Annotated in this window: 8 protein-coding genes, 3 tRNA genes and 3 pseudogenes; 4 read left to right on the plus strand and 10 right to left on the minus strand. The window is 39.3% G+C overall.

What is annotated here, in order from left to right; all coding sequences use genetic code 11:
* Nucleotides 1-27: 27 nt before the first annotated feature.
* Nucleotides 28-1094: pseudogene (locus P4S71_RS07855) on the minus strand (potassium channel family protein).
* 159 nt (nucleotides 1095-1253) lie between these two features.
* Between P4S71_RS07855 and P4S71_RS07860 the strand changes: the two are divergent.
* A complete protein-coding gene (locus P4S71_RS07860) occupies nucleotides 1254-2201 on the plus strand; it encodes a chemotaxis protein CheV (RefSeq protein WP_337150413.1) in 948 nt (315 codons plus the stop codon).
* Between the two features lie 67 nt (nucleotides 2202-2268).
* Here P4S71_RS07860 and P4S71_RS07865 read toward each other — a convergent pair whose 3' ends face one another.
* A complete protein-coding gene (locus tag P4S71_RS07865) occupies nucleotides 2269-3285 on the minus strand; it encodes a metalloprotease (RefSeq protein WP_096793941.1) in 1017 nt (338 codons plus the stop codon).
* A 163-nt stretch (nucleotides 3286-3448) separates the two neighbouring features.
* Here P4S71_RS07865 and P4S71_RS07870 point away from each other — a divergent pair, with 163 nt between their 5' ends.
* Entirely contained in the window at nucleotides 3449-4660 is a 1212-nt protein-coding gene (locus P4S71_RS07870; protein ID WP_337119584.1) for an EAL domain-containing protein, read from the plus strand.
* A 32-nt stretch (nucleotides 4661-4692) separates the two neighbouring features.
* Here P4S71_RS07870 and P4S71_RS07875 read toward each other — a convergent pair whose 3' ends face one another.
* Nucleotides 4693-5769, minus strand: coding sequence for a hemolysin family protein (locus P4S71_RS07875; protein ID WP_337150414.1), 1077 nt, complete (start codon nucleotides 5767-5769; stop codon nucleotides 4693-4695).
* A gap of 84 nt (nucleotides 5770-5853) precedes the next feature.
* On the opposite strand from P4S71_RS07875, the gene P4S71_RS07880 reads away from it, so the two are divergent.
* Together P4S71_RS07880 and P4S71_RS07885 are read left to right on the plus strand one after the other, a co-directional pair.
* Nucleotides 5854-8349, plus strand: a complete 2496-nt coding sequence (locus P4S71_RS07880) for an alpha/beta hydrolase family protein (RefSeq protein WP_337150415.1) — start codon at nucleotides 5854-5856, stop codon at nucleotides 8347-8349.
* Between the two features lie 216 nt (nucleotides 8350-8565).
* Nucleotides 8566-9270 (plus strand): response regulator transcription factor, encoded by a 705-nt coding sequence (locus P4S71_RS07885; protein ID WP_007376182.1) that lies wholly within the window; start codon nucleotides 8566-8568, stop codon nucleotides 9268-9270.
* Here P4S71_RS07885 and P4S71_RS07890 read toward each other — a convergent pair.
* The 7 genes and pseudogenes from P4S71_RS07890 to nudE all read right to left on the minus strand — a co-directional run bounded on the left by P4S71_RS07890 (nucleotide 9267) and on the right by nudE (nucleotide 13832).
* A pseudogene (locus P4S71_RS07890) lies at nucleotides 9267-10776 on the minus strand (YifB family Mg chelatase-like AAA ATPase). The gene P4S71_RS07885 and the pseudogene P4S71_RS07890 sit on opposite strands and share 4 nt — an antisense overlap.
* Nucleotides 10777-10810: 34 nt before the next feature.
* Nucleotides 10811-11423 (minus strand): annotated as a pseudogene (locus P4S71_RS07895) (trimeric intracellular cation channel family protein).
* Between the two features lie 374 nt (nucleotides 11424-11797).
* A tRNA-Met gene (locus P4S71_RS07900) sits at nucleotides 11798-11874 on the minus strand.
* Nucleotides 11875-12015: 141 nt separating this feature from the next.
* Nucleotides 12016-12092: transfer RNA gene (locus tag P4S71_RS07905), tRNA-Met, on the minus strand.
* Between the two features lie 161 nt (nucleotides 12093-12253).
* A tRNA-Met gene (locus tag P4S71_RS07910) sits at nucleotides 12254-12330 on the minus strand.
* 136 nt (nucleotides 12331-12466) lie between these two features.
* A complete protein-coding gene (gene cysQ / locus P4S71_RS07915; RefSeq protein ID WP_033029289.1) occupies nucleotides 12467-13270 on the minus strand; it encodes a 3'(2'),5'-bisphosphate nucleotidase CysQ in 804 nt (267 codons plus the stop codon).
* Nucleotides 13263-13832, minus strand: a complete 570-nt coding sequence (nudE, locus tag P4S71_RS07920; protein ID WP_337150416.1) for an ADP compounds hydrolase NudE — start codon at nucleotides 13830-13832, stop codon at nucleotides 13263-13265. The genes cysQ and nudE overlap by 8 nt, the downstream gene beginning before the upstream one ends.
* Between the last annotated feature and the right edge of the window lie 24 nt (nucleotides 13833-13856).

Genomic DNA, 13856 nt, shown 5'->3' on the forward strand with positions numbered 1-13856 from the left:
CCTTTTTCATCGCCTTGGGTAGGCTAACTATCGTTCCAAACTTGTCCAATCAACTTCACTACTTAATACTCGCTCTACAGATATGTAGTGCAAAATATCACCTTCACTTACTTTGTAATCAAGCGGTGGGTTTAAATCCATATTTTGCGCACTCAAATTGTGTGCAACGCCTAATAATATTGCATCATGTTCAAGCTTAAAATGATGAAACAAAGTGCCAAATTTCATATCTTTACAGTCTTTAGGTATTGCCAAACTAAATTGCGTATCACCATGGAGTGTAGAAAGCAGCTCCTCTTGTACACGGCTAGAACCTGGATCTTGCATTGAACGTACAAGTATTTCTGCCGATTTAGCACTGCTACACTCTACATTTTGACAATGCTCTAACAGCATATCTATTTTTGTCTCATCTAAGAAATGAGCACTGATATGGCAATCATCCTTAACTAAACGGCTTATACGCAGTGCAGTAGTAAATGTTTGATCGTCATCTTGCCCATCAATAATGACTTTATCGGCACGACTTATTGCAACACGCTCAAGTTCGGATAAATTTGTAAAACTGGTTAGATGTGCAAAATCAACATGTTCGTTAGTTAAAAAAGGGTGATCCATTTGCTCTGTTACCGCGAGTAAAATACGGCGGTCAGTTCGCTTCCTGTCAGCCAAAATGTAATCAATCATCTTTTTTGTACGAGTGTCGTGCCAACCAAAAATAATAATATGGTTAATACTGTGTGCAAAACTTTTATCACCAGTCATAGCGCGCCTAATTAAATAAGTAACTGTTTGCCCTGTTTTTCCAAGCAGGACACCAAATAAAGCTAAACCAAATGGGATCTGTACTAATGCTACCACCCAACGGCCAAGTTCTGTCGTTGGGCTAAAATCACCATAACCTACCGTTGATGTTGTTATTACGTAATAGTAAAAAAAGTACTTGGGGGTATCAAGGCTTTTTCATTTGCGATCACTAATAAGCACCACGTAATAATAATATGCATAAAGGTAACAATCGCAACAGATTGCCAACTCACTTGCTCTATATGACTGCGTAATAACACGATAAAACGTTTAAAAATATGATGCATAGTTATTGCTAATAGATTAGTAAAATTACTCTGTAGTACGGTACTGCAAATTATACCACCATAGCAACAACTAGCTGTAATCGAAAAATAATAACTGAGCTATGAAGTTAAAAAATAGTAGACTATAGTTATAAAATAATTAGATTAGATAAGTTCATTATGGTTGGTGTTTTAGCTTCGGTTGATCAACGTACTCAGTTGGTTGGTGAAAACCGCTTAGAGTTGTTACTGTTTTATTTACATAGTCGGCATTTATTTGCACTCAATGTGTTTAAAATAAAGGAAGTGGTAAAATTGCCACATTTAAGCAAAATTCCCCATTCTCATTCCAAAATAACCGGAGTTGCGAATATTAGAGGTGAATCTATACCTGTAATCGATTTACGGCAGGCTATTTCTATGTCCGCAGTAAAATACGCCGAAGACTGTAACTTAGTTATTACTGAATACAATAGAAGCGTACAAGGCTTTTTAATTGGCAAAGTTGATCAAATCGTCAATATGACATGGTCAGATATTATGCCTCCGCCTAGCTCTGTTGGTAAAAATCATTACTTAACAGCCCTTACTAAAATAAAGCGCGATGGCCAAGAACAGCTCGTTGAAATTATTGATGTAGAAAAAGTGCTTGCCGAAATAGTTGAATATGAAGTAGATATTTCAGAGGGAGTACTTGATCAAGGTATCGTCAATGAGTTTGCAGGACGTAAAATACTTCACGCCGATGACTCACCCACTGCACGTAAACAAGTAAGCGATACACTTTCGCAGCTAGGAATTGAAATCATCCCTGCCAGTAATGGTCTAGAAGCCCTGAACATGCTTAGAAGCTGGGCTGATGAGGGGCAAAATGTTGAAAAAGAGCTATTAATGGTAATTACAGATGCTGAAATGCCTTCAATGGATGGCTATCGCTTAACCCATGAAATACGTAATGATAGCAGGCTTAAAAATCTCTATGTCGTCCTTAATACTTCCTTAAGTGGTAGTTTTAACGAAGCTATGGTAGAAAAAGTAGGGTGTAATGCATTCTTATCTAAGTTTCAGCCAGACTTACTCGTTGAAGAAGTACAAAGCCGTTTAAAGATAGTGCTTAATTATACGTAGACAATAGGTACCCTTTTGTATTGCCTACGTATACAGCTTACTGAGATATTTCTTTAATCGTAGATTATCAACTCGATAAAATAGTCATCGGTAGGCTTAATATTGGATTCTCCGAGTCGGCAAAATGCATCATTACAGCTACATGCCCAGCCACTACAACTGCATACATAACAGCTGAAAAGCCTTGGCCATATTTATCTAGCGGCATCAAATGTGAATAGTGACGGCCTCGCCATTCAAATACAATCTCCAGCGCACCGACAAACAAAAAGAATACCAGTAACATCAAACCAAATGTGTAACTCAGCCATAAGCCAAATAGTACCCCGAGTAAACATACGCTCAAACCAATCCATGAACGCATTGAAAAACTGATACTTTTTAATACATGCCCACCATCAAGCGGTAAAATAGGTAACAAGTTAAATAAATTTAATAACGCACTAAGCACCGCCACACCGGCAAATATTTCCATCTCTGTGGCATAATATAAAACCACGCCCAATACAGAAGTAATTAAACCAAATGCAGGCCCCATTAGTGATATAACTACATCTTGCCAACGCGTTGTTATTTTATCGTCACTAACAGCGAGCCCGCCCACAAATGGGATTAGGTAAATGCCCTTGGTTTTTATGCCAAAGTATTTCATTGCGCGCACATGTCCGTACTCATGTACGACTAAACAACCAATTAGCATTAGTGCAAATTCGATACTAAATAACCACGCATAGCCTGCAACAGAAGCCCCTGCAAGCACTACTTTAATTACCTTGGCACTTTTAAAAAGCTTAAAACCTAATGCTGCTAATCCTAAAAAGCCTTTTTTAGGTGCTGCATTTACCGGGGCAGGTAACGCAAGTTGTGTTGCAAATTGCTCATCTACAAATAGCGAAATGCTTTGCTCTTCCACTGCCTCTGTATCAATACCTATTACTTTGTTGTCGTAAGTAAATTGATAATAGTTTTCACGAGGATTATCAAAGGTAATGGCTTGTTGAACATGAAAAACTTGTATAATCTTTTGCCCTGAAACCATAAATGAAAAAGGCTGTTCAGCTAAAGTAAGATCTATTCTTATCATAATTAAAACCGTTTAAAACAATGGCGTTAGTATACCGAATCGGCTAAAAAACACGAGTAACGGTAGTTAGTAACTTTTTAAATAAAATTATTTAAAACTGACAAACGTAAAAAATACTACTACTTTTATAGTAATAATACGCCTTATATTGAAAGGGATAACAATGAAGAAAATGGTACCAAATATTTTAGTCGTTGATGATTCAAAGGCAATTTTGATAATTATGGAAGCCATACTCAGTGAATTAGATATGTCTGAAAAGGTTGTTACCTGCTTAAGTGCTGCCGAGGCACTCGAAAAAGTAGCCAATGACATAAACCGCTTTGACGCTGTTTTCACCGATCTCAATATGCCTGAAATGGATGGAATGGAATTAATACGACATCTTGGAGCATTAAATTATCAAGGCGGAATTATTATTGTGTCTGAAATGGACCATAAAGTAATTAGCCTAGCAGCTGATCTGGCAAAACAACACAACGCACACCTGATTGGTAATATACCAAAACCTGTTCAACTATCCCAAATGAGAAAATTACTTACCAAAGTAGCAAAATTAAATAGCCACACTTTATTAAGAGAGAGCCTGATCTCAAAAAGTGAACTTATTAAGGCATTAAAAAATGATGAGGTAACACCCTTTTATCAACCTAAAGTTAATGCGATTAATAATAAAATAGAGAGTGTTGAAATACTGGCGCGGATTGTATCAAGTAAGGATGGTAGCATTATTTTACCAAATCGCTTTATTAGCCTTGCTGAGCAGTACAATTTAATTAATCAAATTACATTCTCTCTTTTTGAAAAGGCCACCAGCGAATTTTCAAATATAAAAGCACAGCTCGGTCACGATTTTAAAATGGCATTTAACTTATCATCTATCCAACTTGACGATCTAAATTGTCCAAATAAATTACTGCTAATTTTAGAGCTTAATCAACTCACTCCCAGTAACATTATTATTGAAATAACAGAACAGCATGCACTCTCAAGCCTCGCACAGCTTGAAACATTAAACAGATTAAGAATGCATGGTTTTGGAGTGTCGCTTGACGACTTTGGTGTTGGTTTTACTAATATAAACCAACTCAGAAACCTACCCTTTACTGAAATTAAAATAGATCGCTCTCTCATTAGTAATATAGAAACTGACTTATTTTCTCAGGTTATTGTTAGTTCATTGGTTAATATCACGAACAAAGAGCATTTAGATTTAGTAGCCGAGGGTGTTGAACGACCAGAAGAGCTTGCCTATCTAAAACACTATAAAAAAGACTTAACCATACAAGGCTTTCTATATAGCTCTCCTAAACCCAAAAATGAATTTATAGATTGGGCTAAAAATTGGCTAAGAACTGATGGCAGCCCCGCTTAAAGCGGTACTAATATTTACTCGGGGCCTGTTAGCTAATTATCACCCCGAGTGTGCTTATCTTCTTCACTGACTATATGCGCACTACTTGCTAAGCGTTTGTGCCAACGTTGCTTAGCTACTGCTCGCATATTAGTTGATTGGTCACGCTCATCTACGATTTCTAATCCCATTAAAGCTTCAATCATATCCTCTAGCGTTACAATTCCTTGTACGTCACCGTACTCATCAACAACTAAACATATATGCGTGCGCTTTGTTAAAAGAGTTTGCAGTAACGACGATACATTCTGAGAGGTTGGCACCGTATAAATGGGCTTAATCAATTTGCTAATTTTGTAATCAGTACCTAAACGGTGAAATGCCAGCATAATATCGTTTTTATGCACAAACCCTACAATATCGTCGCTGTCTTTATCAAATACCAATATACGAGAAAATGATGACGAGCCGTGATCGTTTAAATACTGATTAACCGTCAAATCTTTATGAACTTTAAAAATGACCGTACGAGGTGTCATTAAATCGCATAACTTTGCATGTCTAAAGTGCAATAGGTTACGAATTATTTCGGACTCATCCTGATGTAATGCACCCGACTCAGTGCCTATATCAGCCATTGCCTCTATCTCTTGACGAATATAGTAAGCCTCATCGTGCTTTGGACCCATTAAATTTGTTAGCTTTTGTGCAAACCATACAAAAGGCTTTAGCGATATAACTAAAAAGCGTAATGAATAGGTCACACTTGGCGTTAAAGCTCGCCAGTAATTAGCACCTAATGTTTTAGGGATAATTTCAGAAAGAATTAATACAAGTAACGTCATAATAGCTGATGCAATACCCACAGCTGCGTCGGAAAATACGACGGCAGCTTGTGCCCCCACTCCGGCAGCACCAGCAGTGTGAGCAACTGTATTTAAAGTTAAAATAGCAGCTAAAGGCTGATCTATATTGTTTTTAAGCTTTTTGAGCCGTTTAGCAAGCTCAGGATGCTCTTTTCTAAGTGATGCAACATAACTGGGCGAAATACTTAATAGCACAGCCTCCATCACAGAACATAAAAACGATATCACAATCGCCACTACCATATAAACTATCAGTAAAGTCACTTTCTCTCCTCTATATTGGGTATGTAAGCATAGTAACAATACATGCTATATTTGACCAAACTTCCAATAATAATAGGCACAATAATGAAATTTAGCGCACCTTGGTGTCATCAAAATAAGCTAGTCAAACGCGCAGCAACTCTTTTAACGCTTAGTAGCTTAAGCTTTACAGCAATAGCAGCACCATTGGATAAATCAAAAATTCAATTTATCGGCCCACTTGCCGAAGACATGCAGTTAAAGCCTTTTCAAACACCTCACGGTGAGACCATTATTAACAACCTATTACCGCAATTACAAGCAGACTCAGAGAGCTTTTCTGTATTTGGGAAAAAACAAAATTGGCAACCATTTAATAAAATTAACGCACTTACTCTAGGTGGGTTACAAGCACTAAAATTTAATATTGAAACAACCCGCTTCACACAAGGTACGCTTACCTTAAAAGGGCTCGAGCAAGGTCAGTTATTTATTAATGGTGAACTACAAACTGGCGATAAAAATAGCTATAAGCTAGCTTTGAATAACAGTACTCACACTGTTTTAATAGTAGCTCAGCAAGTAGCTAATTGGCGCGACGTAACGCTTGATTTTGCACCTAAAAGCGAGGTTGATAAAATTACGCTTAGCGCCTCACAAACAAAACGCTTATCTGCAAAACAATTGTTTGATGCCCCTACGATCAGCCAATTATCACTCGCACCTAATGCTAAGCAGTACGTTACTACTACTCGCACTTATAGCGATAAAACACAAAACCAAGCAAATACAGTTACTGTACTTAAAGATTCAGATAATCAAACGCTTTATCGCTTCGAAGCAGGCCAACCAAGTAACATTATTTGGAGTCCAGATAACCAATATTTAGTGTATTTGTTAAATGGTGAGCTTAAACAACTTAACCGTAAAAACTTCTCAATAAAAACATTAGCAAACGATTTAGAAGGAGCCAATGGCTTTACCTTTTATAACGACACCAGTCTTTTGTTTGGCTGGTCTAAATCACCTGAGAGCACTAACAGCTTAACCAAGCACTATAAAGGTCTACAAGATCGCTGGTCGTATGCACGTACCACCAGCCAAATTTATATGCTTGATACTAAAAGTGGTTTAACAAAAGCACTTAGCCAAGGTCCTCTTTCTTACAGCCTTGAAGATTCAAATAGTAACCGTGGCAAAATATTAATGAGCCGCCCAGTAATGGCAATGCAGGCATCAACCCACCCAGAAACAGAGTTAGTTGAACTCGATTTAAAATCGAGCAAGCTTTCATCGCTTGGTAAATTCAAAACGTTTAATTTAGCCAAATACACAAATAAAGATATTTATGTAGTTGCAGGCCCCGACTTTAAAAATGGCGCAGGCAGAGCATTACCAAAAGCTATGCTCGCTAATAACTACGACGGGCAACTTTACCTACTTACTGAAGGCGGTAAAAACGTAAAAGCACTCAGTAAACAGTTCGACCCCGCGATTGGCCAACTGCACGTTTTAGAAAATGGCGACGCACTTATTAAAGTAACAGAGCAAGACACTCAACCACTTTATCTATTTGATTTAAGTAAACAGCGCTTTAAAAAATTAAATACGGGATTGGATATTGTTGAAAAATTTAGTTACTCGCACGACCGTAATACCGAAATTTTACTAAGTGGCACTAACGCTTTAGCGCCACAACAACTAAAGCGCCTGAACGTAAGTAAAAATAAAACAGATTTAATATGGGATTCAAAACCAAGTAGCTATGCAAATACACGACTCCCTACATTAGAAGAGTTTAATTTTAAAAATAAACATGGTGTTGAAATAACTGGCCGTGTTTACATTCCGAGCAATTTAGATAAAACCAAAAAGCACCCGGCGCTCGTGTATTATTACGGCGGTACTTCACCAGTTACGCGTGGTTTTACAGGTCGTTACCCGTTTAACTTATGGGCAGAAAATGGCTACGTTGTTTATGTTGTGCAACCTACTGGCGCAACAGGGTTTGGACAAAAGTTTTCAGCGCAGCATGTTAATGCCTGGGGCAACTACACCGCAGACGATATTATCGAAGGCACACAAGCCTTTTTAAATAAATACAACTATGTTGATAGTAAAAAAATAGGGAATTTAGGGGCATCCTACGGTGGCTTCATGACCATGTTATTAGCAACTAAAACCGATATATTTAGTGCTTCAATAGCTCATGCGGGTATTTCTAATATTACCTCGTATTGGGGTGAAGGTTGGTGGGGTTACTTATATTCTGGCGAAGCATCAAAAAATAGCTTCCCGTGGAATAACTCTGAGCTGTACAGCCAACATAGTCCTGTATTTCATGCCGACAAAGTAACAACACCTATGCTACTTCTTCATGGTGATAGCGATACCAATGTACCTGTTGGCGAGAGCTTAACAATGTACACTGCGCTTAAACTGCTTAATAAAGACGTAGAGTTAATAGAATACAAAGGCGCCGACCACCAAATTTTTGCACGCGATAAACGATTTAATTGGTGGAACACCATGCTCGCATATTTTGATAAAAAACTAAAAGACGAGCCTCAATGGTGGGACTCCATGTATAAAAATGACTGAGCCTGGACCTTAAAAATAACGACTTAATACAGATTTATTAATAGCAGTATTAATTATTTAGCACCTTTGAATTAGTTTAAAGGTGCTAATCTCACCCTCTCATAACGCCCTTCTCTCTTTTGAAATATTAAGTTACCTAAAACGACTAAACACCCTTCTCAGCATTTACCTAATGGTGCTACCATATAAGGCTATAAGCATTCAAAATAAAGTACTATGGCTATTAATGTTTTATTGGTTGAAGACGATGAACTACTCGTTAAACGCATCCAAAATCACTTTGCAGATACCGAATTTACAATAGAGATCGACCCCACTGGCGCTGATGCACTTAGCATTGTAAAGCAGCGAGTAAACCTGCGCGGTGCTATATCATTAGCCATAATTGACATTGTTTTACCTAAGCGCGATGGTCTTCAGCTCGCAAAAGAATTAAACACACTGACCGATATTGGCGTTATTGTATTATCGAGTCGTGACTCCCAAGCCGATCGCATTGCTGGTCTTGCTCAAGGTGCTGACGACTATATTTGTAAGCCCGTCGATTTACTTGAGTTGGAGCTACGCATGCGCGCACTCTATAAGCGTGTTGCCGTTAACCTAGAAGACGACGAAAGCGAAGAGTTTATAGAGTATGCTGACTTTAAGCTTCATCCCGATAACCGCACATTAATTACTGCTGCGGGCGTTGAATCACGCTTAACTGAAGCCGAGCATAAAGTGCTGATTTGTTTAATTAGTAATGCAGGTAAAGCAACTTCCCGCGAAAAAATATCAGAAGAAATAGGCCAGCCAGATTGGAGCCCAAATGATCGCACTGTTGATGTACTTATTGGTCGTTTACGTAAAAAGTTAAATGACGAAAAAGATCAGAAACGCATTGTTACCGTACGCGGTAAAGGTTATATGCTTTCTATTTAATACTTAGTCAATTGCGCAATAAGGCGCTCAAAAGCACGGTAATTAAGTGCCTCTTTAAGCTCATTTAAACTAATATTTTCAGCGCCTTTTAAATCACTAATAGTACGCGCCACTTTTATCACTCGATGATAAGAACGTGGCGATAAAGACAGCTTCTCGCTTGCTCTGGCTAAGAACTGCAACTCTGCAGGCGCTAATACGCAGTGCACACTCATTTCTTTATTATTAAGCCTAGCATTAACCTTACCTTGGCGTTTTAACTGTAGGTAATAAGCCGCTTCAACTCTTACTCTAACCTCAGCGCTACTTTCCTCCGGCTGAGTGCTTTGTAATTCAACACTCGTTAACCGAGGGAGCTCTATTTGTAAATCAATACGGTCAATAAAAGGCCCCGACACGCGCGATAAATAACGCATAACTTGATCGGGAGTTGCTCGCTTATCAGTATGGCTCCCTGTTGGACTTGGGTTTAATGCGGTTATAAGCTGAAACTGCGCTGGGAACTCCATTTGCCTAGCTGCACGTGAAATAGTAACCGTACCAGTCTCCATCGGCTCACGCAGTGAATCAAGCACCTTACGCTCAAACTCTGGTAATTCGTCTAAGAAAAGCACTCCATTATGTGCCAATGAAATTTCACCCGGTTTAGGGTTTGATGAGCCACCAACCAAAGCAACCGCTGAGCACGTATGATGCGGGTTACGAAATGGCCGCTGTCGCCAATTAGTTAAATCTATAGATTGCCCAATAATAGAGTAAAGCGCAGCAGTCGAAATAGCTTCATCGTCCGACATAGTAGGCATTATAGTTGCCATTCGCTGGGCCAACATTGATTTACCAGTGCCTGGGGGCCTAAAAAAAGTAAATTATGCCCGCCAGCTGCGGCGATTTCTAATACTCGCTTTGCGCCAGGCTGACCTTTAACGTCGCTTAAATCGAGCAAAAAATCAGGGGCTTGCGTGCAGTCGGGGTACTCTATATTCAATGGCAAGGGTTGTTGATTAAGTAAGTCCCCCACACTTCTTGAATAGAGCTTACGGCTTTGCGTTTAACGCCATTAACTAGGCTTGCTAGACTGTCATTTGCAAAAGGTAAAAAGCAGCAGCGATCTTGCTCTTTTGCAGCAAGTACCGAAGGTAAAATAGCATTCACACCACGCACCTCACCATTAAGGGCAAGCTCACCATAAAACTCGTACTTATGAATATCAGGACACACTATTTGCCCAGAGGCGACTAAAATACCCACAGCAATTGCAAGATCAAACCGCCCGCCATCTTTTGGCAAATCAGCAGGGGCTAAATTTACAGTTATTCGTTGATCGGGGAAGCCAAATTGAGAGTTTTCGAGCGCACTACGCACTCTATCTTTCGATTCTTTAACAGATGCTTCGGGCAGGCCTACAATATGAAAAGCAGGTAAACCATTTCCTAGATGAACTTCTACAATAACTTCAGGGGCGCTTATACCCACTTGGGCACGAGAAAATATACGAGCTAAAGACATTCCTTATCCTAGTAAATGGTGTGATTACACCAGTTTAGTCAGGATATTTAAAAACGTGTAATGTGATTTGCCACTTTATTGCAGCTAAACGAAGTAATAAGGTCATTAACATACCTAATATCATTGCCACTTCGGTTGCTAACGAAATACCAATACTAAGTGTATAAACAGTGCCTCCCGCTATGCAGGTAATAGCGTAAAGCTCACCTTTTAATAACATAGGGATTTCACGGGCAAGTACATCTCGAATTAATCCACCAAAGCAGCCTGTAATTACACCCATTATTACCGCTGTCATATCAGGCATACCAGCAAGTTGCGCTTTTTGCGCCCCCATTACGGCAAAAAAGCTAAGCCAAACGCATCCGCTGTTTGTAAAATATAATGAGGTATCGGCTTTTGCTTATTTATAAGGCGTGTTGTAACAAATACTGAAGCGAGTATGGCTAAAAAGTAACTTTGATCGTGTAACCAAAACACAGGAGCGTCTAAAATTAGGTCTCGTACTGTACCACCACCAATTGCGGTTACCGTAGCTAAAACTACGACTCCAAAGCCATCCATTTTTTCTCGTACGCTAATAAAGTGCCCGATACAGCAAACACCGCAATGCCTATTAAATCAAACCAGTGATAAAGTTCTGTCATGTGTATTGTTACTTAAAATATTTTAACCGTTTTAACATAAAATTCTCTTTTAAAAAATTTATTTGTTAAAGGCTACAGGTATTAGAGGAAAGTCATTAAATAAAGCAGAATATAAAGAATTTTACCAAACTTCAGACACAAAAAATCACTCAATAAAGAGTGCGATTTTTTTTAACTTTTTAGATATTTAATTTCAGTGGCTGCGGGAGCTTGAGTTTGTAAAAAGCGAACCGACGACCTTCGCTTACTTGTGCAAAGTGTTTTACGCAGTAACAGTGGATTTAAATTTATAATAATTTATTAAACTCCAAACGCAAAAAATCACTCAATAAAGAGTGCGATTTTGTTTTGATTTTTTAGATATTTAATTTCAGTGGTTGCGGGAGCCGGATTTGAACCGACGACCTTCGGGTTATGAGCCCGACGAGCTACCAGACTGCTCCATCCCGCGCCTGAAATTTGTAGACTTGTTTTAAGTTGCTTACATTACAACTTGGCTTCCAATTAAAAATTTATTGCGAGAGCTGGGAAGGTGGAAAGTGAACCGACGACCTTTTTAAGCTACCTACTGCACTAAATCTTTATAAAAAATTGGTTGCGGGAGCCGGATTTGAACCGACGACCTTCGGGTTATGAGCCCGACGAGCTACCAGACTGCTCCATCCCGCGCCTGTATATTTTAAGTCTATCGACTACTTTATTTAACCTCTTAAGTTAGAGTTTACAGTAACCTCAATCCCTAAGGAAATTGGTTGCGGGAGTTGTGAAGGTGAAGAGTGAACCGACGACCTTTTAAAACTACCTATTGCACCAAATTTCAATAAAAATATTGGTTGCGGGAGCCGGATTTGAACCGACGACCTTCGGGTTATGAGCCCGACGAGCTACCAGACTGCTCCATCCCGCGCCTGTAATTTCTTTAAAACATTTTCGTAATATTTACGATCCTGCCTTGAAGAGAGCGCTACTATATAGGAATAAACATATAATGCAAGGCTTAAACTACTTAATGTTGTTCAAGTGAATAAAAAGCAACCAAAGCGCTATTCTGCGCTCAATCTTTGGTGTGGGTTTATCATTTTTTGCCATTCCCAATCAGGATGGCCCATAACAATAAAGTCAGGGTTTTCAGTGCTCTCGCGCTGGTTGTACGTTAACGGGTTAAATTCTGCATCGGTAATACAGCCACCGGCTTCCTCAATAATAACTTGCGAAGCACCTGTATCCCACTCACCCGTTGGGCCAATTCTTAAAAAGCAATCTGCTTTGCCTTCTGCAACGATACAAGCTTTTAAAGAACAGGAGCCAACAGCAATCGTTGTAAACTGACTATTTAAATACTGGCTCACCGCTTCTATTTTTTGGCGGCGGCTCACTGCAAGCGTTAAGTTCTCTGGTGGCGCTACAGATATTTGCTTATCAATTGAGTTTTCACGTTTAAAAGCACCATTTTTAGCTGTAGCAAAATAAGTCACACTTTTGGCAGGCCAATGAATAACCCCTAGCACTGGGTGGTTATTTTCAATCAATGCAATGTTTACTGCAAAGTCGCCACTTTCTAAAATAAATTCGCCTGTACCATCCATCGGATCGAGCAACCAATAACGCTGCCAGTTTTGTCTGTCAGCGAGTGCTGGTATAGGTGTTTCTTCCGACATAATAGGAATATCGGGCGCTAAGACTTTTAATCCAGCAACCAGTACGTCATTTGCTGCTAAATCAGCTTTGGTAACAGGCGTGTTATCTGATTTCTCTTGTTGGCCAATATCGCCTTTTTTATAAATGGCCATAATTGCATCGCCAGCACGCTCAGCTAATTCAATGCACGGTTCGATTAATTTATTCATCGGCAGCTCCAGACGCTAAATACTTATCTAATAATAGCAAAGCTGCAACACTGCGTGCTTCGGTAAAATCTTCTTGCTCTAATAATGACTGCCACTGAGTTAATGGCCACTTAACAACAAGCGGCTCAGGTTCGTCACCAATAAGGGTTTGAGGGTATAATTGCTTAGCAAATAAAATATGCATTGTGGCATTAAAGTAACTCGGCGCCATTGTTACTGTTCTTAATGGTTTAAAATACTCAGCACCAAAGCCAATTTCTTCTTTAAGCTCTCTGTTAGCAGCTTGCTCTGGGGTTTCGCCCGGATCGATTAAGCCTTTAGGAAAACCTAACTGATAATTGTTTGTGCCCGCACAGTATTCACGTACAAGTAGTAACTCATTATCTGCACTTAACGGAACAATCATCACTGCTCCCCGGCCACCGCCGCGAATTCGCTCATACTGGCGCTTTTCGTTATTAGAAAACTTTAACTCTAAAGACTCCACAGTAAACAGGCGACTTTTAGCAACAACATTGTTACTGAGGATTTGTGGTGGTGTTGGGTGCTTTTTCTGTGTCATTGGCGTTAATTTGCTATCATGGCA

Source organism: Pseudoalteromonas sp. B62 (assembly GCF_037162565.1).
Classification (GTDB): Bacteria; Pseudomonadota; Gammaproteobacteria; order Enterobacterales; family Alteromonadaceae; genus Pseudoalteromonas; species Pseudoalteromonas fuliginea.